The 24,300-nt window shown below is 56.9% G+C and carries 21 protein-coding genes; 8 read left to right on the top strand and 13 right to left on the bottom strand.

What is annotated here, in order from left to right; translation table 11 throughout:
* Positions 1 to 2,496: a glucans biosynthesis glucosyltransferase MdoH gene (mdoH, locus tag ACW44H_RS02525; RefSeq protein ID WP_457506612.1), complete on the top strand. Its 2,496-nt coding sequence runs from the start codon at positions 1 to 3 to the stop codon at positions 2,494 to 2,496.
* A gap of 34 nt (positions 2,497 to 2,530) precedes the next feature.
* On the opposite strand, the gene ACW44H_RS02530 is transcribed toward mdoH, so the two are convergent.
* Positions 2,531 to 3,475, bottom strand: coding sequence for a helix-turn-helix domain-containing protein (locus ACW44H_RS02530; protein ID WP_457506614.1), 945 nt, complete (start codon positions 3,473 to 3,475; stop codon positions 2,531 to 2,533).
* A 210-nt stretch (positions 3,476 to 3,685) separates the two neighbouring features.
* On the opposite strand from ACW44H_RS02530, the gene ACW44H_RS02535 reads away from it, so the two are divergent.
* The 6 genes from ACW44H_RS02535 to ACW44H_RS02560 all read left to right on the top strand — a co-directional run bounded on the left by ACW44H_RS02535 (position 3,686) and on the right by ACW44H_RS02560 (position 10,679).
* The gene (locus tag ACW44H_RS02535; RefSeq protein WP_457506616.1) at positions 3,686 to 5,101 is read left to right on the top strand and encodes an ethanolamine ammonia-lyase subunit EutB; all 1,416 of its coding nucleotides are present in this window, start codon (positions 3,686 to 3,688) and stop codon (positions 5,099 to 5,101) included.
* Positions 5,091 to 5,936 carry an ethanolamine ammonia-lyase subunit EutC gene (gene eutC, locus ACW44H_RS02540; RefSeq protein WP_457506618.1) on the top strand — a complete coding sequence of 282 codons (846 nt, stop codon included), beginning with the start codon at positions 5,091 to 5,093 and terminating at the stop codon, positions 5,934 to 5,936. Before ACW44H_RS02535 ends, eutC begins: the two co-directional genes overlap by 11 nt.
* A gap of 123 nt (positions 5,937 to 6,059) precedes the next feature.
* On the top strand, positions 6,060 to 7,496 hold the full coding sequence (eat, locus tag ACW44H_RS02545; protein ID WP_457506619.1) for an ethanolamine permease: 1,437 nt from the start codon (positions 6,060 to 6,062) through the stop codon (positions 7,494 to 7,496).
* 88 nt (positions 7,497 to 7,584) lie between these two features.
* Positions 7,585 to 8,079: a CIA30 family protein gene (locus ACW44H_RS02550; RefSeq protein WP_457506621.1), complete on the top strand. Its 495-nt coding sequence runs from the start codon at positions 7,585 to 7,587 to the stop codon at positions 8,077 to 8,079.
* Between the two features lie 82 nt (positions 8,080 to 8,161).
* Complete coding sequence (gene aceK / locus ACW44H_RS02555; protein ID WP_457506623.1) at positions 8,162 to 9,922, top strand: bifunctional isocitrate dehydrogenase kinase/phosphatase; 1,761 nt, start codon at positions 8,162 to 8,164, stop codon at positions 9,920 to 9,922.
* A gap of 43 nt (positions 9,923 to 9,965) precedes the next feature.
* Positions 9,966 to 10,679 (top strand): SIR2 family NAD-dependent protein deacylase, encoded by a 714-nt coding sequence (locus ACW44H_RS02560; protein WP_457506625.1) that lies wholly within the window; start codon positions 9,966 to 9,968, stop codon positions 10,677 to 10,679.
* Positions 10,680 to 10,684: 5 nt separating this feature from the next.
* Here the strand turns inward: ACW44H_RS02560 and bioA are convergent, their stop codons facing one another.
* From bioA to bioB, 6 genes are read right to left on the bottom strand one after another with little or no spacing between them, the layout of a single operon-like run.
* Positions 10,685 to 11,956 (bottom strand): adenosylmethionine--8-amino-7-oxononanoate transaminase, encoded by a 1,272-nt coding sequence (gene bioA, locus ACW44H_RS02565; RefSeq protein WP_457506627.1) that lies wholly within the window; start codon positions 11,954 to 11,956, stop codon positions 10,685 to 10,687.
* Positions 11,953 to 12,642 (bottom strand): dethiobiotin synthase, encoded by a 690-nt coding sequence (gene bioD, locus ACW44H_RS02570; RefSeq protein ID WP_457506629.1) that lies wholly within the window; start codon positions 12,640 to 12,642, stop codon positions 11,953 to 11,955. The genes bioA and bioD overlap by 4 nt, the downstream gene beginning before the upstream one ends.
* Complete coding sequence (bioC, locus tag ACW44H_RS02575) at positions 12,639 to 13,421, bottom strand: malonyl-ACP O-methyltransferase BioC (protein ID WP_457506631.1); 783 nt, start codon at positions 13,419 to 13,421, stop codon at positions 12,639 to 12,641. Before bioC ends, bioD begins: the two co-directional genes overlap by 4 nt.
* On the bottom strand, positions 13,418 to 14,146 hold the full coding sequence (locus ACW44H_RS02580) for an alpha/beta fold hydrolase (RefSeq protein WP_457506633.1): 729 nt from the start codon (positions 14,144 to 14,146) through the stop codon (positions 13,418 to 13,420). Before ACW44H_RS02580 ends, bioC begins: the two co-directional genes overlap by 4 nt.
* Positions 14,128 to 15,285 carry an 8-amino-7-oxononanoate synthase gene (gene bioF, locus ACW44H_RS02585; protein WP_457506635.1) on the bottom strand — a complete coding sequence of 386 codons (1,158 nt, stop codon included), beginning with the start codon at positions 15,283 to 15,285 and terminating at the stop codon, positions 14,128 to 14,130. Before bioF ends, ACW44H_RS02580 begins: the two co-directional genes overlap by 19 nt.
* Positions 15,278 to 16,378 (bottom strand): biotin synthase BioB, encoded by a 1,101-nt coding sequence (bioB, locus tag ACW44H_RS02590; protein ID WP_457506637.1) that lies wholly within the window; start codon positions 16,376 to 16,378, stop codon positions 15,278 to 15,280. The genes bioF and bioB overlap by 8 nt, the downstream gene beginning before the upstream one ends.
* Before the next feature lie 189 nt (positions 16,379 to 16,567).
* On the opposite strand from bioB, the gene ACW44H_RS02595 reads away from it, so the two are divergent.
* Positions 16,568 to 17,380: a tRNA-uridine aminocarboxypropyltransferase gene (locus ACW44H_RS02595; protein WP_457506639.1), complete on the top strand. Its 813-nt coding sequence runs from the start codon at positions 16,568 to 16,570 to the stop codon at positions 17,378 to 17,380.
* Here ACW44H_RS02595 and ACW44H_RS02600 read toward each other — a convergent pair.
* The 6 genes from ACW44H_RS02600 to fmt form a co-directional block, all read right to left on the bottom strand.
* Positions 17,315 to 18,535: a TraB/GumN family protein gene (locus ACW44H_RS02600; protein WP_457508906.1), complete on the bottom strand. Its 1,221-nt coding sequence runs from the start codon at positions 18,533 to 18,535 to the stop codon at positions 17,315 to 17,317. The two genes, ACW44H_RS02595 and ACW44H_RS02600, sit on opposite strands and share 66 nt — an antisense overlap.
* 95 nt (positions 18,536 to 18,630) lie before the next feature.
* Positions 18,631 to 20,079: a TrkH family potassium uptake protein gene (locus ACW44H_RS02605; RefSeq protein WP_457506641.1), complete on the bottom strand. Its 1,449-nt coding sequence runs from the start codon at positions 20,077 to 20,079 to the stop codon at positions 18,631 to 18,633.
* Between the two features lie 52 nt (positions 20,080 to 20,131).
* Positions 20,132 to 21,505, bottom strand: a complete 1,374-nt coding sequence (trkA, locus tag ACW44H_RS02610) for a Trk system potassium transporter TrkA (RefSeq protein ID WP_457506643.1) — start codon at positions 21,503 to 21,505, stop codon at positions 20,132 to 20,134.
* A 175-nt stretch (positions 21,506 to 21,680) separates the two neighbouring features.
* The gene (locus tag ACW44H_RS02615) at positions 21,681 to 21,887 is read right to left on the bottom strand and encodes a dodecin (RefSeq protein WP_457506645.1); all 207 of its coding nucleotides are present in this window, start codon (positions 21,885 to 21,887) and stop codon (positions 21,681 to 21,683) included.
* 49 nt (positions 21,888 to 21,936) lie between these two features.
* Positions 21,937 to 23,274 (bottom strand): 16S rRNA (cytosine(967)-C(5))-methyltransferase RsmB, encoded by a 1,338-nt coding sequence (rsmB, locus tag ACW44H_RS02620; RefSeq protein WP_457506647.1) that lies wholly within the window; start codon positions 23,272 to 23,274, stop codon positions 21,937 to 21,939.
* Positions 23,271 to 24,287 (bottom strand): methionyl-tRNA formyltransferase, encoded by a 1,017-nt coding sequence (fmt, locus tag ACW44H_RS02625; RefSeq protein WP_457506649.1) that lies wholly within the window; start codon positions 24,285 to 24,287, stop codon positions 23,271 to 23,273. Before fmt ends, rsmB begins: the two co-directional genes overlap by 4 nt.
* Positions 24,288 to 24,300: the final 13 nt, after the last annotated feature.

The raw sequence follows: 24,300 nt of genomic DNA on the forward strand, positions 1-24,300 counted from the left end.
ATGACTTCAGCACAGCCAACGCCAACGGATTTTTATTTAGAGCGATTGGCGTTGCAGACCCAGGATCGGAAAGAGCGTTACAAGTTACTGGTTGGTGATCTTGATCAACACGACATAGCTTCGCTGCATGCTGCGTTGGGTGGGGATAACGAAACAGACAGCGAAGGCAATAAGGATCCTGCAGCGCTGTCAGTGGGTCGACGCTTGGCGCTGGCCTATGCCGAGCCGCCGCTAGCCCCGCCAGATGTGCTGTCAACGGATACGTCCGGTATTACGCGTTTGCGCACAGCCCCGCCGATGCAACGAACGCCATTGGCACCCCAGCAGTGGTCGACCAACCCTTTCGTTAATATGGGTCGGCGCTTTAAGCGCTGGGCTAACGGTGATTTTCGACGGCGCAAAAGAGAGTCGCCCTCCGCGTCCTGGAAGTGGGTCGCCACCAGGCGTCGTTGGATTTTGCTGGTGCTGATTTTCGGTCAAAGTATCATCGCTGCCAATCAGATGCGTACGGTACTCCCCGGCCAGGGCATGCAGTGGCTTGAGATCACTATTCTGTCGCTGTTCGTGCTGCTGTTCGCCTGGGTGTCCGCCGGGTTTTGGACTGCATTGATGGGGTTTTTCCAGCTATTACGCAGCCATGACCGCTATGCCATTGATAGCGAAGTGGGTGATGAGCCGATTGTTGCTGAAGCCCGCACAGCACTGTTGGTGCCTATCTGTAACGAAGACGTGGCCAGAGTGTTTGCCGGGGTGCGCGCCACCCTGGAATCACTGCGCAGCACGGGTAATGATCGGCATTTCGATATTTTCATTCTAAGCGATACGTCCGATCCCGATATTGCCATCCAGGAGACCTATGCCTGGCTGGTGATGTGCCGTGACCTGGGCGCTTTCGGACAGGTCTTCTATCGCCGTCGACAGCGCCGAGTCAAACGTAAGAGCGGTAACCTTGACGATTTTTGCCGACGCTGGGGCGCGCGCTACCGCTATATGGTGGTGTTGGATGCCGATAGTGTCATGAGCGGTCAATGTCTTACCCGCCTGGTGCAAATGATGGAAGTGCATACCAGGGTGGGCATTATCCAAACGGCACCACGCGCTTCCGGGCGACTCAACCTGTACGCGCGCATGCAGCAGTTTGCGACGCGGGTTTACGGGCCGCTGTTCACCGCGGGGTTACATTTTTGGCAATTAGGCGAGTCGCACTATTGGGGTCATAACGCGATTATTCGGCTCGCCCCCTTTATGCAGCACTGCATACTCGCGCCACTTCCCGGTAAGGGCTCAATGTCGGGGGAGATTTTATCCCATGACTTTGTCGAGGCGGCGCTGATGCGGCGCGCTGGTTGGGGAGTATGGATTGCCTACCAGTTGGAAGGCAGCTATGAAGAAATGCCACCTAACTTGCTGGATGAACTCAATCGCGACAGGCGCTGGTGTCACGGAAATTTGATGAACTTCCGGCTGTTTTTCTCGCAAGGTATTCATCCGGTACACCGTGCCGTTTTCCTGACCGGTTTAATGTCCTATCTTTCAGCACCGCTATGGTGTCTTTTCTTAGTTCTTTCTACGGCCCTTTTAGCCGTGCATACCTTTAGCACGCCCGACTATTTTCCTGAGCCGGGGATGTTGTTTCCTGTTTGGCCGCAATGGAACCCAACCTTAGCGGTGGGCTTGTTCGGCGTGACGGCATTACTGCTGTTCTTACCTAAGTTGCTAAGCGTATTGCTGGTGTGGATAAAGGGTAGCCGCCACTTTGGCGGGCCGCTCAAAGTATTGGCGAGCATGGTGCTTGAGTCGCTCTTTTCTATGCTATTAGCGCCAGTGAGAATGCTGTTTCACACCCGCTTTGTGCTGACGTCATTAATGGGCTGGGCGGTTCAATGGCGCTCTCCTTCGCGTGAGAACAGCGACACTACGTGGGGAGATGCCATCCGCACCCATTGGAGCCAAACCTTATTAGGAGCTGTGTGGGCGACGGGTGTTTACGTGATGGAGCCCACCTTTCTTTGGTGGCTCTCGCCCATCGTCGTTGCGCTAATGCTATCGATTCCGGTATCGGCACTGTCGAGCCGCGTCTCGTTAGGCCGGTTCTGCTTTCAAAAGCGGCTTTTCCGGATTCCCGAAGAAACGCAACCGCCCCGCGTGCTACGGCGCATGGTGAACTTGCTCACCAGGATGAACACAGCAATGTCGGCCCCCTCGTTTGCCCAAGTGGTGGTAGACCCCGTGCCTAACGCCTTGGCAACGGCCTTAGGAACATCACGCCATAACGATGTTGAACCCATTCGCCAGCGTCGTGACGAGCGGGTTGCTCGCGCTGTAGCGGAGGGGCCCGCGGGGATGAACTCACGAGAGCGGTTGGACTTTCTGGATGATCCGGTGATGATGTCGCAACTGCATTACCGCGTATGGGTCGACAGCAGGGCGCATCACAGTTGGTTCGACTTGGGTCTGCCAGGGCGTGAATCTAAATACTTGCCTACGTTTAGCTAAGTTTGCTGTTTTGTTTAACGACGCTCGCGCTTAATCATGCTGGCACATTGAGCGTTTGCGACGGGCACTCGCCGAATTGCTGCTTATAGTCATGGGCGAACTGCCCCAAGTGCCAGAACCCCCAATAGGTGGCTATTTCCGTAACCGATTGCGGTGGCGACGCCGCCCGCAGCGCTCGGCGGACACGATTGAGCCGCGTTAAACGTAAAAACTGCAGCGGGCTAATGCCTAAAATAGCCGTAAAGCTGTACTGCAGCGTGCGGCGACTAACGTGAGTAAGCTGGCAAAGTTCATCCATTGTCACGGGTCCGTCCAAATGTTCATCCACGTAGCGTTTGACGCGATCGACCACTTCCTTGCGATGGGCGTAGCTAGGGGGCAGCACAACGTTGGGCTGCTCGACCTGCAATAGCTCCAATAGCGCCATCAAAAGAATGTCTTGATGGATATGGCTGGCAATCGCCAGGGTCTGGCTAGCGAGTAGCCGCTCGATAAGAAACGACACGGCATAAAGCGTTTCGTGAGCAACTTTTCGCCGCGGCATAAAGTGCCAGTGGGTATCCAAGCTGATTCCCTGTCGCTCGGCTGCTGCTGACAACGCGGGTAACTGGATCACCAGCCCGTAGATGTCGAAAGCGCCCGGTGTTACCAGTTCAAAATCCTGCCCGCCGGGGCGGCACATTACCTCGCCAGCGGTGAGTGCTTGACCATTGATGCGTGAACCTTGCTGGTTGGCGGGAATACCGATCCACAGCGAGTCCGGCCATACTCGGCACTGCTGGCGTAGCGCTTGCCCAGTGTGCTCCTTAAACACCTGCATGGTTTCTAACGCCACTTCATCAAGGCGACCATAGAAGCTACCTGGGCTGAGCTGGTCGTACTCCTGCTGCCACCGGGTTAAGTTCTGTGCATGCTCATCAGCATCAAACGCTTCCTGAGTGCATCTTTTTGGTGCAAACGGGCTATCGAGCGTGGACATAAAGCTCTCCTCAGGGCGTTATTGTTGTTAAATATTTCTTGGTGAATGTGTTAACCGATTGTATTTATTTATATATAAGGAATTTCAACGAGTTTGCCAAAACTTGATACTCCCTCTTAAGGGATAGCGCTATGGTGGAAACAAGCAAGTTTTGTTCCTCAACGTGCAGTCAGCGCGATTTAAAGTAGTGGTAATGACAAAGGAAAGCCCATGGCGCAGACCTATCACACCACGGTGGGTAGCCACAGCTACCGCTTCGCAAGCTTGGCGGAGTTGATGGCCAAAGCCACGCCGCCCCGGTCTGGCGACCGTTTGGCTGGCGTGATGGCAGAGAGTGCCGAAGAGCGCGTGGTCGCTCAAATGGTGTTGGCCGAACTTCCACTCACCACCTTTTTGAACGAGGCGTTGATCCCTTACGAGGAAGATGAGATCACTCGGCTGATTATTGATGACCATGATGCCGACGCCTTCGCCCCCATTCGTCACCTTACCGTCGGTGACTTTCGTAACTGGCTACTCTCCGATCACGCGACGAGTGACGTATTAACGAAGGTGAAAGCGGGGATTACCCCCGAAATGGCCGCTGCCGTCAGCAAGCTGATGCGCAATCAGGATGTGATACTGGTCGCTAAAAAGTGCCGGGTCACCACCGCCTTTCGCAATACGATTGGCCTGCCGGGGCGCCTCTCTACTCGACTCCAGCCTAATCACCCGACGGACGATGTGACCGGCATTGCCGCAAGCATTCTCGACGGTTTGCTTTACGGCAGTGGCGATGCGGTGATTGGCATCAACCCCGCCACCGATAATGTCGCCCAGAGCGTCAAGCTGATGCGCCTGATGGATGAGGTGATTCAGAAGTATCAAATCCCCACCCAGTCCTGCGTGCTCACCCACGTAACGAACACGCTGGAGGCGATTGAGCAAGGTGCCCCGGTCGATCTGGTCTTTCAGTCGATCGGCGGCACCGAAGCCACTAATCGCAGTTTCGGTTTTGACTTGAGCACCCTCGCCGAGGCCGAAGCGGCCGCACAGTCGCTCAACCGTGGCACGGTGGGGCGCAACGTGATGTATTTCGAAACGGGGCAGGGTAGCTCGCTCTCCGCCGACGCGCATCACGGGCTCGATCAACAAACCTGTGAAGCCCGCGCCTATGCAGTGGCGCGCAAGTTCAATCCGTTGCTGGTCAATACCGTGGTTGGCTTTATCGGCCCCGAGTACCTATTCGATGGCAAAGAGATCACCCGTGCGGGCCTTGAAGACCACTTCTGCGGCAAGCTGTTAGGCGTGCCCATGGGCTGCGATGTCTGCTACACCAACCACGCCGAAGCCGATCAAAATGACATGGATAATCTGCTCACGCTGCTCGGCGTGGCGGGCTGCAACTTCATCATGGGGATCCCCGGTTCTGACGACATCATGCTCAACTACCAGACCACTTCTTTCCACGACGCGCTCTATGCACGACGGGTGCTGGGGCTGAAGGCAGCGCCGGAGTTTGAACGCTGGCTCGAAGAGATGCAGATTTTCCACGATGTCAGCACCCACCGGCTCAACGACAAGCTTCCCGCCGCCTTTGCCAACAGCCTGCGCCACCTGCCCAAGGAGCCGCGTCATGGCACATGATCCTTCATCCCCCATCGTGGTGGAAAACCCCTGGGAGCGTCTGAATGCCTTTACCGATGCACGCATTGGCTTGGGGCGTGCAGGCGTCAGCCTACCGACCAGTAAGCTGCTGGCGTTTCAGTTGGCCCACGCCCAAGCACAGGATGCGGTCCACTGCCCGCTGGATGAGGAAGCGCTCTCCAGCGAGCTGACCCAGGCTCTCAATTTGGCTGAGGCACCGCTGCACCTGCACAGCCACGCCCAAGATCGCGCCATGTACTTGCAAAGGCCCGACTATGGCCGTCGTCTTAACGACGAGAGCCGTGAGCACCTCCAGCAAGCAACTGAGTCTCAGCAGCGCTTTGATTTGGCGGTCGTGGTAGTCGATGGGCTTTCGGCGCTGGCAGTGCAGCAAAATAGCGCCTCGTTTCTGAGCACGCTGTACCAAACGCTCGATAGCGATGCCACTGATTGGCAGCTAGCGCCGTTAACGATCGTCGAGCAAGGGCGGGTCGCGATTGGCGATGAAATTGGCGCACTGCTCAATGCCGATGCGGTATTGGTGATGATTGGCGAACGGCCTGGACTCAGTTCGCCGGATAGCCTGGGGTTGTATCTGACCTGGGCGCCCGAGCCGGGGTTAAGGGACGACCGGCGCAACTGCATTTCCAATGTTCGCCCGGCTGGTTTGCAGGTCGAGGAAGCGGCTAGACGTTTCTTTCTGCTGTTAAAAGAAGCCCGGCAGCTCAAATTGTCGGGGGTTAAATTAAAAGACCGCAGCGAAGACGATGTGCTGGAAGGTGACTCGGCATCAGACGCACCAAGCTCGACGCGAAACTTTCTGGTCGCTGATTAACGAACGTGCACATCGAAAGAGCAGCCCCCCAATAACAATGTATACACAACAACATGGAACAACGTTGATAAACAACAGCACGCCGCTGACGACGATTTCGTTCCACACTGAAAGGGCAAAACGATGACACAACCATCGATTGATCAGGCATACCTGGCGAAACGCCAACTGCGTAAAGGCACCGCGGGCTGGATATTGCTGGCGGGGCTTGGGGTTTCCTACGTTATTTCCGGTGATTTCGCCGGCTGGAACTTTGGCATTGCTGAAGCGGGCTGGGGTGGCTTTGCGATAGCCGCCTGTTTAATGGCGTTGATGTATTTGGTGCTGGTGTTATCGCTTGCCGAAATGTCAGCGGCGATCCCCGCCGCTGGCGGCGGTTACAGCTTTGCCCGCCAGGCCATGGGTCCTGCTGGCGGCTACCTGACCGGGCTGGCCGTATTGATTGAGTATGCCCTGGCACCGGCGGCCATTGTTATCTTCATTGGCGCCGCCGTGGAGTCATTGCTAGGCATTAACGGCCCGCTGGTCTACCTCATTTTCTACGCGCTGTTTATCGGCATTCACCTAGCGGGCGTGGGCGAAGCGCTTAAAGTCATGATGGTGATTAGCGGGTTAGCGGTGTTCGCCATTCTCGCCACGGCGGTGGCGCTGATCGGTGATTTCGATGCTGCTAATCTGTTCGATATTGCCGCCACCGATGCGGCGGGGGCGAGCACCTTTATGCCGTTTGGCTGGTACGGTGTTTGGGCGGCACTGCCGTTTGGTATGTGGCTGTTCCTGGCGGTGGAAGGCGTACCGCTGGCGGCGGAGGAGGCCAAAGACCCTGCTCGTGATATGCCCAAAGGCATTATCGCGGCGATGCTGTTTTTGCTGTTCACCGCGCTGCTGGTCGTGGTGCTGCTGGCCGGTGCCGCGGGCGCTGAAATGATCGGCCAGAGCGGTGTGCCGCTGGTGGATGCGTTGAACGCAGCGGGCAATCCGACCCTGGCGACCGTCGTGAATGTGTTGGGCCTGGCGGGGCTAATTGCGTCCTTCTTCTCGATTATTTATGGCTACAGCCGGTTAGTGTTTGCGCTCTCCCGGGCGGGCTATCTGCCTAAGCAGCTATCGCTCACCAGCGGGCGCAAAGTACCCTATTTAGCGTTGATCGTGCCCGGCGTGTTTGGCTTTTTGGTTTCACTCAGTGGGGAAGGCGACCTGATGCTGGGAATGGCGGTAGTGGGCGCAACCATTTCTTACGCGCTCATGGCCCTCAGCCATATTCTACTGCGAGTAAAACAGCCCGACCTGCCGCGCCCATATAAAACCCCTGGCGGTGTCGTCACTTCAGGGATTGCATTGGTGCTTTCCCTTGTTGCGCTGACTGGGGTATACGCCTTCGACCCGCGTGCCTTCAACTACACCATCGTGCTGTTTATTGTTGGTGCTGCTTACTTCTTCTTTTACAGCAAGCACCACCTTGTGGCAAAAACCGCCGAGGAGGAATTTGCGCTGGTTTCCGCTTCACCTGAGGAGCTAGACGATAGCGAACCCGCACCGGCCGCCGCCGCTAAGCTGTAAGCGAACCAACGATTAGGCTACTGTGAAGCCCCTGGCGGTAAGACGCCAGGGGCTTTTTCTTATCTATTAACCGTTGCGAGGTGGCCTTATGACGCTGACCTTTGATAATCCTAGTGAACAGCGGCGCTGGTATTCCGTCGATGATGGTGTAATGGGTGGTGTGTCCCAGAGCGGCTTTAGCGTTGTCGACGATGAAGGCCACTTTCATGGCGAGGTGTCGTTGGAAAACGGCGGTGGTTTTGCCTCCGTTCGCCGGGAACCTAACGGTTTCGAGCCTACGCTCGCGGATGCCCAGGGCATCGCGTTGACGGTGCAGGGTGATGGGCGTACCTATCAACTGCGCTTGAAAAGTAGCTCTTTGGGTGATGCGTCTGCTTACCGGGTGAAATTCACACCACCTCAAGACCACTGGGAAACGCTGCACTTTTCATGGGATGCTTTTGAAGCGGTGCGGCGTGGCACAGTGCTGAGCGATGCCCCCGCTATAACGCCAAACGACATTTATCAAATCGGTTTCTTGATTGCTGATCGCACTGCTGGGGCTTTCTGTTTACGGGTCAAGCGCATTGAGAGCGGACATTGATTTGCGAGGCTCCCCACCAAGGTCGCCTCGCATGTAGTTTCCCGTTACGCGAAGCTGGTAAAAATGATCAGGAGTCTGGCCCGTGAAGCACTCACCTGCGTATCGCTTAGCGACGACAATTCTGCACGGTTTTGATGAGTATCGTGCACGTTTTAAAGAGATCACTGCCGATGCCAGCCGTCGTTTCCATGAGGCGGCTTGGCGCGAAACGCAGCAGGCATCCGCGGAGCGGATCAATCTCTATAAGGAAAAAATCGATACTACCCTGGGGCGCCTAAAGCGTACTTTCGATCCCGAGGTGGTATCCCACTGCGAGTGCTGGCGCGAGGCGCGTAACCACTACGCCGAGCTGATCAGCCACCGGCTCGATTTTGAACTCGCTGAAACCTTCTTTAACTCGCTGTTCTGTGCCATTTTCCACCACCGCCATATCCGCAACGACTGGATGTTTGTGTATAGCTCGCGGGAGGATGCCGCTCACCGCTCGGGGATCGAGCTGTGTCGACGGCGCAAGGTCAATGGCGACTGGCAGGCCGCGCTCAAGTGGGCGCTTATAGATGCCCCGTTCGATAACCGTTTTGCGGATATAGGCCAGGATACAAGCCTCGGCGCCACCTTCTTACAGCAACACTTACCCGCGACGATTTTGAACGCTGATGACACTGAAATAGAGCTGCTAAAGAGCGTTTTTTATCGCAATAAAGGCGCTTATCTCGTCGGTCGAATTACGGGAGGTGGCGAGCAGGTACCTCTGGTGCTGCCAGTGCTTCATGGTGAAGGCTATGGTGACCAAGCCGATGCCGATCCCTGCCTTCATCTGGACACGGTACTGATCGAAACCGATGAGGTGTCGATTATTTTCTCTTTTACCCGCGCCTATTTTCAGGTGGAGGTCGCGGTGCCCAGGGAGTTTGTCGATTACTTGCAGCAGTTAATGCCGCACAAACCCGAAGGGGAGCTCTACGCTGCCATCGGTTTTTTCAAGCATGGCAAAACCGAGTTTTTCCGAGCATTGAATCGTCAAGTGGCCAAGCGTGAGGATCAGTTTATTATCGCCCCGGGCGTGCGCGGCATGGTGATGGCGGTGTTTGTACTGCCTAGCTTTCGCACCGTATTTAAAATCATAAAAGATAAATTCGATCCGGCCAAAGACGTGACCCACGCCGTGGTGCGCGAAAAGTATCGGCTAGTAAAGCGTCACGACCGAGTGGGGCGCATGGCCGACACCCAGGAGTTCTCTAATTTTATAGTCCGCCAGGACCACTTCGCGCCGGAGTGCCTGGAACATCTGCTTGAGGTAGCGCCTTCCACGGTGATACTGAGAGACGACAAGGTCATCATCAAGCACTGCTATACCGAACGCATGATGACCCCCTTGAATATCTACCTGGAACAGTGCAGCGATAAAGAGCAGGAGACGGTGCTTAAGGATTACGGTAACGCTATTAAGCAGATGGCCGCAGCGAATATTTTTCCCGGCGATATGCTGCTGAAGAATTTCGGCGTTACTCACCATGGCCGGGTGATCTTCTACGACTACGATGAAGTCTGTTACCTCACCGAGTGCCGTTTTAGGCATATACCTAAATCTCAAGGTAATGACTTCCAGGGGGGCGATACGTTATCCATTGGCCCTAATGATATTTTTCCGGAGGAGTTCGGTCCCTTCATGTTCGCCAACGCAAATCTCCGCCGTCTGTTTATGCAGCAGCATCCAGAGCTGTTCGACCCCGATTACTGGCTGGAGTTGCAGCAGGCGATTGTCGATGGCCGCGTCATCGACGTTTATCCTTACCGTAACAAACAGCGCTTTGCGGGCAGCATTGGGCAGCTAGTATATTAGGCTTCTGTTCAAGGTGAAGTGAAACAGAAACGATGAGGTCATCATGGCAGTAAGCCCGCATTTGGTGGTGTTTACCGGCTCGGGGATTAGCGCGGAGAGCGGGATTAAAACCTTTCGCGCCAGCGACGGCCTATGGGAAAACCACCCGGTCGAGGAGGTTGCTACTCCTCAGGCGTGGAAACGTAATCCCCAGCAAGTATTGGATTTTTATAATCAGCGCCGCGAGCAGATCCGCCGTGCTAAACCCAACGCTGCCCATAAAGCGCTGGCAAGCCTGGAGCAGGCGGGGTTTACCGTTAACATCATTACCCAGAATATTGACGATCTTCATGAGCGGGCAGGTTCGCGCAATGTATTACATCTACACGGTGAGATTTTAAAAGCCCGCTCATCGGTAGATGAACGTATGCGCTACCCGCTGCCTAAAGGTGGTATCGAGCTGGGTAATATCTGCGATAAAGGCAGCCAGCTTCGCCCTGATGTGGTCTGGTTTGGCGAGTCGGTGCCGCTATTTGCCGAGGCCTGCGAACTGGTGAGCCAAGCTGACTTTTTATTGGTTATTGGCACGTCGCTGGCCGTCATGCCCGCCGCATCGCTATTATCCTATATCGATTACGATACCCCCTGCGCGCTGGTCGACCCGGAAGCGGATAGGCTCAGCCCGCCAGGCGTGTTGGCCATTAATACCACCGCTGGTGAGGGCGTTCCGGCGCTGGTCAATCGCTGGAAGCAGCAGGGTAATCTGCTGCTTTCCTGAGTGTTTTACTGTTCCAGAAACCACGCTTTCATGACGCTGGTAATCTGCGCGATTTCCGCTTCCGAGGTAATGTAGGCGGGCATGGTATACAGCCAGCGCCCAATGGGGCGCAGCCAAACGCCGCGTTCGCGGGCGAAGTCGCCCACGCCTTTTAATGCCTCGGCAGATTGGGCTTCAATGACGGCGGTGGCGCCGAGGACGCGTACGTCGGCCACGGCGGGGTGCGCGTTCAGCGCCTGGTCTTCGAGTAGCTCTCGCTGCAGCTGCTGGCTGAGCGTCGCAATCTTGCCCAGGTAATTCTCTTCCTCGAACACCCTTAGACTCTCAAGCGCCACGCGGCAGGCTAATGGGTTGCCCATAAAGGTAGGCCCATGCATAAAGGCGTGCTGGGGAGTGTCGCCGATAAAGGCGTTATGGACGCGATCCGTGGCGAGCGTTGCAGCGTGACCCAAATAGCCGCCGGTCAGGCCTTTAGAGAGCACCATAATATCCGGTGTGACGCCTGCGTGATCGGCGGCAAACAGTTTGCCGGTGCGGCCAAAGCCGGTGGCGACCTCATCGAAAATCAGTAGCACCCCAAACTCATCGCACAATGCCCTGGCGCCAGTAATATAGGCGGGCGAGGTCATGTTGAGCCCGCCTGCGGCTTGTAGCAGCGGCTCCATCAGAAGCGCGGCGATCTCATCATGGTGATGTTCAAGTACGCTACGCAGCGCACTAAGGTCGCGCTCGACTTGTTCAGCTGTGGCGTCGAAAGGCGCTGTGGGGGCTGGAGCAAAATAGTGTTGGGGTAACAGGCTGGCGAACAAACTGTGCATGCCTTCTTCCGGGTCGCACACCGCCATGCATCCGGTGGTGTCGCCGTGGTACGCCTTCATCAGCGAAAGCATCTTTCGCTTACCGGGGTGGCCGGTGAGTACCTGGTACTGGAGGGCCATTTTCATCGCCACTTCCATGCCCACCGAGCCGCTGTCCGAATAGAAGACGTGGTTCAGCCCGGCTGGGGTAATGCGTACCAGTTCACGGGCCAACCGGTCGGCGGGTTCATGGGTCAAGCCGCCGAGCATGACATGGCAAAGCTCGCCCGCCTGTTCGCTAATAGCCGACACTAAGCGCGGGTGGCCGTAGCCGTGGATCATGCACCACCAGGAGCAGGTGGCATCCAGCAGGCGTTCTCCGCTTTCAAGTACAAAGTGCGCGCCTTCACCGCCCACCACCTTGGGCGCGGGTGTCTGGGTTTTTAAATGTGCATAAGGATGCCAAACAGACGTTTTCATAACGGCTCCAGGGAGAGATAGCGGGCGGCAGTGACGGCGTTGGGGCGATCAAGGTGCGGAATAATGCCTAAACAGGGGGCTGCCAGCTTGGCGTTTAGATGGGCGATATTGGCCTCAAAACGGGCAGGGTCGGCGGCAAAGGCGGGATCAACCACGCTACCCGCCCAGCCTGCCAGCACCAGGCCGTCGGCGCGAATGGCTTCTGCCGTTAAGCGGGCATGATTTAAGCAGCCCAGCTTTAAGCCAACGACCAGGATTACCGGCAGTTCAAGCACCATCGCCAGGTCGGCAAAATCTTCCTGATCGTTTAACGGCACACGCCAACCACCGGCGCCTTCAATCAGGGTGATGTCCCTGGGAGTTTGGCTAAGTGTGTCGTGCAGCAAGCGGGAGAGGGAACCAACCTCAAGTGGTTGGCCGGCTTCCAGCGCGGCTAAATGGGGCGCAATCGCGGGTTCAAAAGTGATGGGGTTAACCGTGGCGTAGTTCACCGGAGGCATGCTTTGATGCTGAAGGGCGAGGGCATCGCTATTTTGCAGGCCTTCAGGCGTCGCTTGGCTGCCCGAAGCGATAGGTTTTAAGCCCAGCGTGCTCAATTGCTGTTGACGGGCGGCATAGAGTAATCCGCTGGTGACCAATGTTTTACCCGCATCGGTATCGGTGCCAGTCACAAACCAGACGTTCATAGCGATTTTTCCAATTGCAGCGTTAAGCAGTGGTAGCTCACCGGTAGACCTTCCGATTGGCGCAATGTCTCAAAGCGTGCTTGTGCGGTGGCAATATCCGCTCGGGTAAGGTGGGTGTGCGACCTGGGAAGCTGTGCACCTACGCCTTTAATGGACGCCATGACGTCTGGCAGGTCGGTATAGTAGAAGCGTTCAACCGTCGCCGTTTGCTGGGCAATCGTTAAGCCGCTCTCAACAATGGTTCGTTCTACGCTGGCTTGGTTGGGCGTTTGCAGCAGCGCGTCGGGGCGCTGCCAGGCAAAAGCGATCTCCTTCAGCGTGCCTGGCAACAGCGTCGTTATATGTGCCTGCCCGCCGGGCGTGAGAATTCGGTAAAGCTCATCCATTACCGCGCCAATGTCTAGGCACCACTGCACCGCCAAATTAGAAAACACCAGATTGAATGAACCATCATTGAATGGTTGGGCAGCAGCGTCGCCGTGTTGCCAGTCAATGCTGTCAGCGTAGCGCTGGCGCGCCTGTTCCAGCATGCCGGGCGCTAAATCTAACCCGGTGATCTGAGCGCGTGGGTAACGTTTAGCCAACCGCTGTGTCCAGTAGCCGGTCCCGCAGCCTACATCCAGCACATGGCGAGCATCGTCGGGTAGCGCATCCCAAAGCCGTTGACCTATCTGGCGCTGGGCTTTGGCGAGCTCATCGTAGCGGGGGGCGGCCCGGGAGAAGGCGTGGGCGACTCGGGCCTGCCAGTTAGCGTCGCTGTTCAGCGTTAGATCACTCATAAAGCCGCCGTGTTGGTGTTAGTCATTGGGGCAGCATAACGAGCGATTTCAGCGGCGAGTGCCTGGGGCTGTGAAAGCATGGGGCAGTGGCCGACACCGCTTAGGGTTGCACTGTTGCTGCGTTGGGTAGGGGCGATTAGTGGATCATGTTCGCCAATAAGACGCACAACCGGGCAAGGCGGCGCCACTAAGCGTGGGCGATTATCAATCGCTGCCAGCCAGTGCAGGCCGGTAGTGAGCGTAGTGATGTCGGCGGGTAATGTATCGCCTAGCAGGTTGCACAGCTGTTGGTCAGTTTGCCTAGGGCTGGGTTCTCCTTGTGTCTGCCAACGCAAAAAGTGTTGCCAAGTGGCAAGAGAATCACGCTGAAAGGCGCGCTTAAATGCCTTAAGTTGGGCTGCAGTGACGCCATCATCAGTGCAGAACGTTGCGCCTGCGCCTAATAATAGGAGCCCTTTAGGAGCGGGAAGATAGTCGAGCAGGGCAGTGGCAAGCAAACCACCCAAAGACCAGCCGACCCAGATGGCATCGCTGGCTAACGGTTCGGCCATGACCTCTGCCACTTCTTCCAGTGTCGCGTTTTTAGCCAGCGGGGGCGTATCGCCGTAGCCCGGCCAGTCGATAGGCTGAGCCTCAATCCAGCTAGGCCAGTACGCTTCTAGTGACTGCCAGATACGTCGATCGACTCCCCAGCCTGAAAGCAGCACTAAGCGTTGGCGAGGCACGCTGCCTCCTCGCGCTGGCAGTGCTTTAAACTTTCCAGCAAATGGTCAATGTTGCTGCAGGTGTGACGAGCACTTAACGTGATACGCAGCCTTGCTTCGCCATTAGGCACTGTGGGCGGACGAATGGCGCCGACGAGTAGGCCCTGCTGTTGTAGCCGCATCGCCCAGCGCAGAGTGCGTGCTTCATCGCCTAATATTAGCGGCTGGATGGACGTTGCCGAGGTGCTAAGCGGCAGCCCTAAGCCCAGCGCCTCTCGGCGAAAGTAAGCGATGTTGGCGTTGAGTCGAGTGCGGTGTTCAGGTTCTTCCTGAACGATCGCCAGCGCTTTTAGCGTAGCGGCAGCAATTGCCGGTGGCTGGGCGGTGGTATACACATAGCTGCGCGAAAACTGAGTCAGATGATCGATTAACTCGGCATCTCCGGCAACAAACGCCCCAACGGTGCCTAACGCTTTGCCCAATGTGCCGACTAAAATCGGCACGTCGACACTGCTCCAATTGCTGCCCACGCAGCCGCTGCCGTTGTCGCCAAGCACGCCTATGCCATGGGCATCATCGACCATTAACCAGGCATTGTGGCGTTGCGCGGCGGTGACTAAGGCTTCGATGTCAGCGATATCGCCATCCATGCTAAACACGCCATCACTGACGACGAGTTTATGAGTGGACTCACTACGCGAGAGCAGGCTTTCCAGGTCGTCGGTATCACGGTGATGAAAGCGTCGCGAGCGGGCACCACTAAGGGCCGCGCCATCAATGAGCGAGGCGTGATTGAGTCGATCCTGGAAGATAGCCGTATGGCGATCCGCCAACGCTTGCAGCACGCCGATATTGGCCATATAGCCGGTGGAGAACAGCAGCGCACGTTCACGACCTGTCCAGCTCGCCAGGGCGCCTTCCAGAGCGTCGTGAATCTCCAGATGACCGCTGACCAAATGCGAGGCGCCTGCACCTGCACCGTAACGGCGAGCGCCCGCCGCCTGGGCCTCGCATACGCGGGGGTCCTGGGAAAGGCCCAGGTAGTCGTTACCGGCAAAGTCGAGGATGTTGCTTTTGGCTACCTGCCGGGTTCGCCAGCGTTGTGTCTGCTGGCGATTAGCGCGGGCATCCGCCAAGCGCTGTTGCCACGCTTCAGACACTGGCGTCTACCGCCAGCTCGGCAACCCTTTCGGCGTGCACCTGCTGCTGTGCCTGTTGGGCAAGGCGTGCCGCTTGGGTAGCTTCGCTTTCGCAGGTTTCGCACTTTTCAGGGTGCAGGCCCAGCTTGGCAAACAGGGCGCGGTCACGATCTGCCTGGGGATTACCTGTGGTCAGCAGCTTATCGCCGTAAAATATTGAGTTGGCGCCCGCCAAAAACGCCAGCGCCTGAGTCGATTCGTTCATCTGTTCACGGCCTGCGGAGAGCCGCACATGGCTTTGTGGCATCATGATGCGGGCCACCGCAATAGCGCGGATAAACTCGATGGGGTCTAGGTCTTCAACGTTTTCGAGCGGCGTACCGGGCACTTTTACAAGCATGTTGATCGGTACGGATTCAGGGTGCGGCGACAGTTTGGCCAGTTGCTGAAGCAGAGCGCTACGATCCTGGGCATCTTCACCCATGCCGAGAATGCCGCCGGAGCACACTTTCATGCCCGCGTCGCGCACATTGGAGAGTGTTTCCAAGCGATCGCTATAGGTACGGGTGGTGATGATCTCGCCGTAGTACTCCGGCGAGGTATCCAGGTTGTGGTTGTAGTAATCGAGCCCCGCCGTGGCCAGTCGGCTGGCTTGTTCGCCGTCAACCATCCCCAGCGTCATACAGGTTTCCAGGCCCACCGCCTTTACCTGACGGACCATCTCTTCGACCAGCAATAAATCCTTGTCACGCGGGCTGCGCCACGCCGCGCCCATGCAAAAACGGCTGGCGCCGGCTTCTTTGGCGGCCCTGGCTTGCTCGACGACTTTTTCGATTTCCAGCAGCTTCTCTTTTTCCAGCTGGGTGTTGTAGTGGCCCGACTGAGGGCAATACTTGCAGTCCTCTGGGCAGGCGCCGGTTTTAATCGACAGCAGGGTGGAGATTTGTACCGCGTTAGCATCAAAATGGGCGCGGTGAACTTGCTGGGCTTTGAACAGCAGATCATTGAACGGCAGCGCGAAAAGCGCATTGATCTCGTCTAGCGTCCAGTCGTGGCGCTGCTGAAAGCCTTGTTCCTGGCGCTGTTCGTGAAATTGCTCGCGGGGCACGGTCATGATGTAAACCTTCTTAACTTTATTAGTTGACGAGGCAGTACCGAGACTTTAGCGGCGTTGCGCTTCAGGTGTCAACGTTGAGAATTTTTTGTGTTTACGGTGGCGTTGGAAACATTCGTCAAAAGATGGCGCACTCATTTATACTCTGCGCCCTTTCTTCCCTTGGCTATCCAACCCTTTGGAGCGCGGATGTCTGCCTTTGATAGCTCTGTTAAAGACCGTTCTGTTAAAGACCGCTCTGCTGGAGATGGCGCCGCCGAGCATCCGTTACTTCCGCGGCGCGAATTCAAAGCGCGTGGCAGTTTTGTTACGCGCTGCGATAACTGCCAGCTTCCCGTACTGAACTGCTTGTGCCCGTATCAAGTGAAGGCGGAAAGTGTCGCTCAGGTATGGTTATTGACGCATCCGTTGGAGCATTACAAACCGACCAATACCGGGCGCTTGATTCGCGATGTGCTGCCGACCACGCAGGTGTTTACCTGGTACCGCACGGCGCCGGATGCCCAGTTAGCGGCGCTGTTGGGAGACCCGCGCTATGCGCCCTTTGTGATCTTCCCCGATGATCAGCCCGATTACGCAGATCGCGTGGTGGATATAGAGGCGGTGCACGCGGTAAAGCATGAGGCGCGTATTCCGGTGTTTATCATCTTGGACGGCACCTGGCGTCAGGCGCGGCGTATGTTCCGCAAAAGTCCTTACCTTGATGCGTTACCGGTGCTGCCACTGCGCACCGAGCGGGAAACCCGCTATCGGTTGCGCAAACCGGCGTCAAAAGTGCATTTATGTACTGCAGAAGTAGCTATAGAGCTGCTACGTCAGGGCGGGGATACGGTTGCTGCGGATGTGTTGGATGATTATTTTGAGGTGTTTAACGATAGCTACGCGGCGAGCCGATTGCATCACAAAATCGACCCGCCTACTGCAACGATGCGACGCCTAGCCGCCAAACAGCGCGCCAGCGATTCTGAACCCAGCTACCCAGGTGCCCACAGCAGAGCCTAGCGTGGCAAGAATAAACACTAACAAAGTGCGGGATACGCGATTTTGCCACCAGCCTTTTAGCTGCGTGACATCGTGGCGCAGCGATGAAAAATCGCGCACTTTGGGTTTGCGCATGTAAAGCTCAACCCCCGCGGCCACAAAACCAGCGCCGATGGTGGGGTTCAGCGACGTTAGTGGAGCGGCAAAGAAGGTGGCCACCACTGTCACAGGATGCGCCAACGCAATAATCGTCGCGCCCCCCGAAAGAATACCGTTAATCAAGAACCACTCAAGTACCAGCTGCCAGCCAAGGTCGGTATTACGCGAGAAACCAATCGCAAAGCCAGTGAGCACGAGCGCTGTAATCAGCCACGGCATCGCTTTCCAGAGCTTGGACGGCGGCGGCGTGGCTTCCAGCGATTCGCGCTCTACTTTAGGGTCGGTGGGCAGCGGTGCTTCCAAGTGTTCGCCGGTGCCTTTTAGGTGGCCCGCACCGATCACCACCAGTACGTGCTGGTAGCGCCCTGGCGGCGCCTCTTCGGCTAAACGGAGGGCCATATAGCGATCGCGCTCGCGAATCAGCGGGGTATAAAGTGCTTCCGATTCGGCGGCAAACTCACTGAAGGTTGCTTCCAGCATATCGCCCTCTTTGAGCTTTTCGATATCCTCTTTGGAAACATCCTGGCGGGAAAGCACGCTACCTATCAGGCCTGAAAAAAGCGAGAAGCGCTGCCACCACGGCACGTTGCTGTAGATGCGTTTCAGCGTCACGCCTACATCGCGGTCGACCAGCAACAGCGGTAGTTGCCGCCGACTGGCTTCCTCTACGGCGGCACGCATTTCAGCCCCCGGCTGAATGCCGGATTGATCGGCGATCCGCTGTTGAAACGCGCCGAGCGCCAGGCTCGCCGCCACCATGCCCGCTTTGCCTTCTTTAAATACCTGGAACAGATCCTGTTCGCCCATGGCGTCGGGGTTGGACATGCTGTGGTGACGAGCGTCGCAGAGCTCGATGGCTACTGCATCAAAGACACCGCTATCTATCAGTTTACGCACATCCTCTGCGCTTTCCGCCGACACATGGGCTGTGCCCAGCAGGGTGTAGTGGGTTTCGCCGACAGTGAACGTTTTTAACGGCCCGCTAGTCGTCGGTAACGCGCTCGGCGTTTCGGCCATCGGCTCCGTCTTTTGGTGAGACGTTTCTTCGTGAGATGTTTCTTCGTGGGACATTGAGGGCTCTCAAAATCAATAAGTGGTCTGCAATGTTCTGTTTATCGCCGCCAGAAAGCGGGTGTGAACAGCACGAGTACCGTAAAAATTTCCAGGCGACCGAGCAGCATGGCGAGGACCAAAATCCATTTCGCCAGAGTGGGCATGTCACCATAATGGGTGCTGGCTTCTCCCAGCGCTGGGCCTAGGTTGTTGAGCGCTGAGCCAACCGTCGACCACGCGGTTACCTGATCCACCCCGGTCGCCATCACGCCCACCAGCATTAAAAAGAACAGCAGCACATAAACTGAAAAGAACCCCCATACCGCTTGGGCAATACTATCGGGAACGCTGACTTTGCCCACTTTGACCGCAATGACGGCGTTGGGGTGGATCAGTCGCATGATTTCACGCATTCCCTGCTTAAGAATCAAAATAATCCGTATGACTTTCATACCGCCGCCGGTCGACCCGGAGCAGCCACCCACAAAAGCGGCAACAAACAGCAAAAAGGGTAAGGCGCCTGGCCACATGGAGAAATCGGCAACACTAAAGCCTGCGGTGGTAGCCACCGAGACGACCTGGAAAACCCCATGCCGCAAGCCGCGCAGCGTATCGTAGGTGTCGGTTAACCACAGTGAGAGCACCGTAACAGTGGCCAAGGCGAGCAGAAACAGCATCAAAAAGCGCGCTTCAGAATCATGAAAGTAGTGCATCAGGCTTTTTTCACGCCAGGCAATAAAGTGCAGACTAAAACTGAAGGCGGAAATGAGCATGAAGGCGACACAGATCATTTCAATCGTGGCGCTATCAAAGTAACCGATGCTAGCGTCGTAGGTAGAAAAACCACCGTTGGCGATGGTTGAAAAGCTGTGGCTCAAGGCATCGAACCAGCTCATGCCCGCCAACATATAAGCAACCATACAAGCGAGGGTAAGCGTGGCGTAGATATACCACAGGGCTTTTGCAGTTTCGGTGATGCGTGGTGTGAGTTTGGAGTCTTTTAGCGGTCCCGGTATTTCGGTGCGGTAAAGTGCCATGCCACCAACCCCCAGGGTAGGCAAAATAGCGACCGCCAATACGACAATCCCCATGCCGCCCAGCCATTGAAGCTGCTGGCGGTAGTAGAGAATTGATTCGGGCAAAAAGTCGATGCCGGTTATCACGGTGGCACCGGTGGTGGTCAGGCCGGAAAACGATTCAAATACTGCATCGGTAACGCTCAACGAGCCCTCGCCGAACAGCATCAGGGGTAGCGAGCCGAACAGCGCCAGCACCGTCCAAAACATGGCGGCGATAATAAAACCATCGCGGATACGCAGTTCTTTTTGCGAACGTCGATTGGGTAGGTAGAGCAGCAGCCCGGTCGCCACGGAAATAGCGATGCCGCTGATGTAAGCACTCCAGACGCCATCGCGAAACCAGAGAGAGATCAGCGTTGGGGGGAGCATGGTCAGGCTGAAAAGCATCAGCAGCAGCCCCAAAATGCGCAAAATAACCCGCAGACTCATGGTTGTCGCATGCTCCTGTTATTAACTGCCGGTGGCAGGGGTTCGGGGGTTATCAAAAGAACGTTAAACCGACTTGGAACAGGCGCTCGACATCGCGGATGCGGCGCTTGTCGATCACAAACAGAATCACATGGTCGCCGCTTTCTACCATGACATTGCCGTGGGCGATGATGACCTCTTTGCCGCGCACAATGGCGCCGATGGTGGTGCCTTCGGGGAGATCGATCTCGCCAATGGTGCGCCCCACCACTTTGGAGGACTGCTTGTCGCCGTGGGCGATGGCTTCAATGGCTTCGGCAGCGCCCCGGCGCAGCGAGTGGACGTTAACGATGTCACCGCGGCGCACGTGGGTGAGCAGGCTGCCGATGGTCGCCTGCTGGGGCGAAATGGCGATATCGATTTCACCGCCTTGTACCAAATCGACGTAAGCGGCGTTGTTGATTAGCGTCAGCACCTTCTTGGCGCCTAACCGCTTGGCCAGCAGCGACGACATGATATTGACCTCGTCGTCGTTGGTCAGCGCGCAGAAAATATCGCACTCTTCGATGTTCTCTTCTTCCAACAGGCGTTTGCTGGTGGCGCTGCCGTGGAGCACCACGGTGCGATCCAACCGCTCAGACAGTGTGGTGCAGCGCTCCAGGTTATGCTCGATAATTTTGACCTGGTGGCTATGCTCCAGATGCTCCGCCAACCGCTCCCCGATATTGCCGCCCCCGGCAATTACTACGCGGCGGAAGTCCCGCTCGACCCGGCGCAGTTCACTCATTACCGCACGAATATCTCGGCGGGCAGCGAGGAAGAACACCTCGTCGTCGGCTTCGATGACCGTATCGCCGCGGGGAATGATTGGCCGGCTGCGGCGGTAAATCGCCGCCACGCGGGTATCCACGTTGGGCATATGGCGGCGTAGAAAAGCTAAATCCTGGCCCACCAGCGGGCCGCCGTAGAAGGCTTTCACCGCGACCAGTTGCACCAAGCCCCCAGCAAACTCCAATACCTGCAGGGCGCCGGGGTGCTCAATCAAACGGCGCACGTGGTCGGTCACCACCTGTTCGGGGCTGATCAGTACATCGATGGGGATGGCTTCGTGGGCGAACAGGCCCTTGCGGGTTAAGTACGCCGTGGCGCGCACGCGAGCAATTTTGGTCGGAGTCCGAAACAGCGTGTGGGCGACCTGGCAGGCGATCATGTTGATCTCGTCGCTGTTGGTGACGGCGATCAACATATCGGCGTCTTCGCAGCCTGCCTGGCGCAGCACAATGGGGTAAGAACCCGCCCCGGTCACGGTACGGATATCGAGTTTGGTGTGTAGGTCACGCAGTTTTTTGGCGTCGGTATCAACGACAGTAATGTCGTTTTCCTCGCGGGCGAGGTGTTCTGCCAGGGTGCCGCCGACCTGGCCGGCGCCGAGAATGATGATTTTCATTGCTAAGCATCGGTTCCATTAAAAGCGCCAGCGCGATGTCGGTAAGACCGGAAGGAGGCCTTAAGACTCTGTCCTGACGTTCAAGACGTAATCGGTCGGTCAGGAACGTCTATCATGCGCTGCAATAAAGACGGCGGCCAGTGTAAACCAGCCACCGCCAAAAAGCAGGTGAGGATTACTCTAACGTGAAGCCAACTTTGACAGTGACCTGCCAGTGCGCAACTTGGCCATCTTCAATATGACCGCGCGTGTCGACCACTTCCACCCAGCGCATGTGCTTGATAGTCTGGGAAGCTTTGGCTAATGCGTTCTGTACTGCTTCTTCAATACCCTTCTCGGAGGAACCGGTCAGTTCTACATGTTTATAAGTGTGATGACTCATAGTGTCTCCTTCTTTGTCATAAATTCACTGCCAAGGCATCAGCTAGCGCCTAGGCAGATCGCTTTTCTAGTCTGGCATAAAAAAAGCCATCGTGACTGTTTTGCGCTGGAAACAGTTGGCGTCCCGCACCGCTGTTTATACCCCAGGCAACGTCGTTAGGTGTCGTGATGTGTGCGTCTGGGGTGCGGGCAAGAAACGCCTCAATCTGTTCACCGTTTTCTTCCGGCAGTACCGAGCAGGTGGCGTAGAGCAGGGTGCCGCCTTCGCGCAGCATCGGCCACAGGTTATCTAATAACTGACGCTGAAGCTTAGCGAGGGGGCGGATATCGTCTTTACGGCGTAGTTTTTTGATATCAGGGTGGCGCCGAATGACGCCGGTACCCGAGCAAGGCGCGTCGAGCAAAATGGCGTCGAACGGTGTGCCGCTCCACCAGTCGCGCTCGGTTGCATCGGCGTGTTCGAGCACCGCTTCAACGCCTAGCCTGCTAAGGGTATCTTCCACCCGCGCCAGGCGCTGGTTATCGCTATCAATCGCGGTAAGGTTAATATCAAACTGCTCGAGTAAATGGGCGGTTTTACCGCCAGGCGCGCAGCAAGCATCCAATACGTGCGCGCCTGGCCGTGGTGCAAGTACGGGGCCCAGCAGCACTGCCGATAGCTGTGCTGCCTCATCTTGAACGCTGACATGCCCCTCTTCAAAGCCAGGCAGCACCGTGACATCGCAGGGTGTTTCCAAGGTGATGGCGTCGGGGGCGTGAGGGCACAAGTGGCCATCCAATCCCTGTTCGGTTAGCAACGACAGGTAGGCTTCACGATCGTTGTAGCGCTGATTGACCCTTAATGTCATCGGACCAGGATGATTATTGGCTTCAATAATAGCGCGCCACTGTTCGGGCCATGCCTGACGCAAGGCGTTAAGTAACCAGGGGGGATGCTCTAACGCCACGCTCTCATCTTTATCTACCTGAGCCTGAAGCGCCTCGGACTCGCGCTGCAGACGTCGCAGGCAGCCATTGAGTACGCGAGTGGCCCACTCTTTGCCCAGGAGTCGGGCAGCACCCGCCGTTTCACCGACCGCCGCATGGGCGGGGATGCGCATATAAAGAAGTTGGTAAATACCCACCAAGAGCAGTGCCTGCACATCGCTATCGCGCTTTTTAAACGGTTGCTTGAGCAGCACGCCCGCTAAGGCTTCCAGGCGGGGTAAACGGCGGCAGGTGCCAAAACAGAGCTCTTTGAGCAGCCCGCGGTCACGCGCAACTACGCTATGTTCATCCAACCCGGCCAGTGAGCCTTGGTCGCTGAGCACTGGGGCCAACGCGCGCGCAGCGGCGGCGCGTACTTCCTGGCCACTACCGCCGCTTTGAGGGGGGCGTTTTTGGCTCATGGTGTGTCTCCTTCGCTGGCTTGTGCCGCTGGTTTACCAAGACGAGTGTCAAGACGAGCACCGAGGCGGGTACCGCTGGCAAGGCGCGCGTGACGCGCATTCAGTAAGTCACGCACAGCCATGGCTTTACCGCCGGGCAACTGTGCGCTGGTCACACAAAGCACCTCGCTGCCGTTTTCCCCACAGGCAATCCGCAGATGGTCGTCGCCGTGTTTTAGTAGCGTGCCTGGCTCGCAGGGTGGCTGCTCGCCCTCTTCTGCATTCGCCATTAACAGTCGCAGACGATCATCGCCTAGCGCGCACCAGGCCACTGGCCAGGGATTGAAGGCGCGAATTTTGTTGGCAAGTTGCTGCGCAGGTTGATGAAAGTCGAGCTCGGCTTCCGCCTTGCTGAGCTTGGCGGCATAAGTGACGCCTGCATCAGGTTGAGGCGTCGCATGGACGGAATCAGTGGCCAGCGCATCCAGCGTATTGATCAGCGCATTGGCGCCTTGAATGGCGAGTCGGTCATGCAAATCACCACCGGTAGTACGTGGCGTAATCGGCGTTCGTACTTCTGAGAGCATCGCACCGGTATCCAGGCCAGCATCCATCTGCATGATGGTGACGCCCGAGACGCTATCACCCGCTTCAATCGCTCGCTGAATAGGGGCAGCGCCGCGCCAACGGGGCAACAGCGAAGCATGCACGTTCACGCAGCCTAGTCGTGGTATGTCTAACACGGCCTGGGGGAGCAGCAGCCCATAGGCGACGACGACCATAATATCGGCATTGAGAGCGGCCAGCTCGGCTTGCTCAGCAGGCGCTTTTAGCGTCTGGGGCTGATAAACAGGCAGGCCGTGCTCTAAAGCCAGCTGTTTGACTGGGCTGGGCGAGAGTTTACGACCGCGCCCGGCGGGGCGGTCGGGCTGAGTATAAACCGCGACCACCTCATGCTGGCTTTCCAGCAGCGTTGCAAGACTAGAAGCGGCGAATTCAGGCGTGCCGGCAAAAACAACGCGCAATCGTGACATAAGTTGAGGGCTA

This window comes from Vreelandella sulfidaeris Esulfide1 (assembly GCF_054072535.1).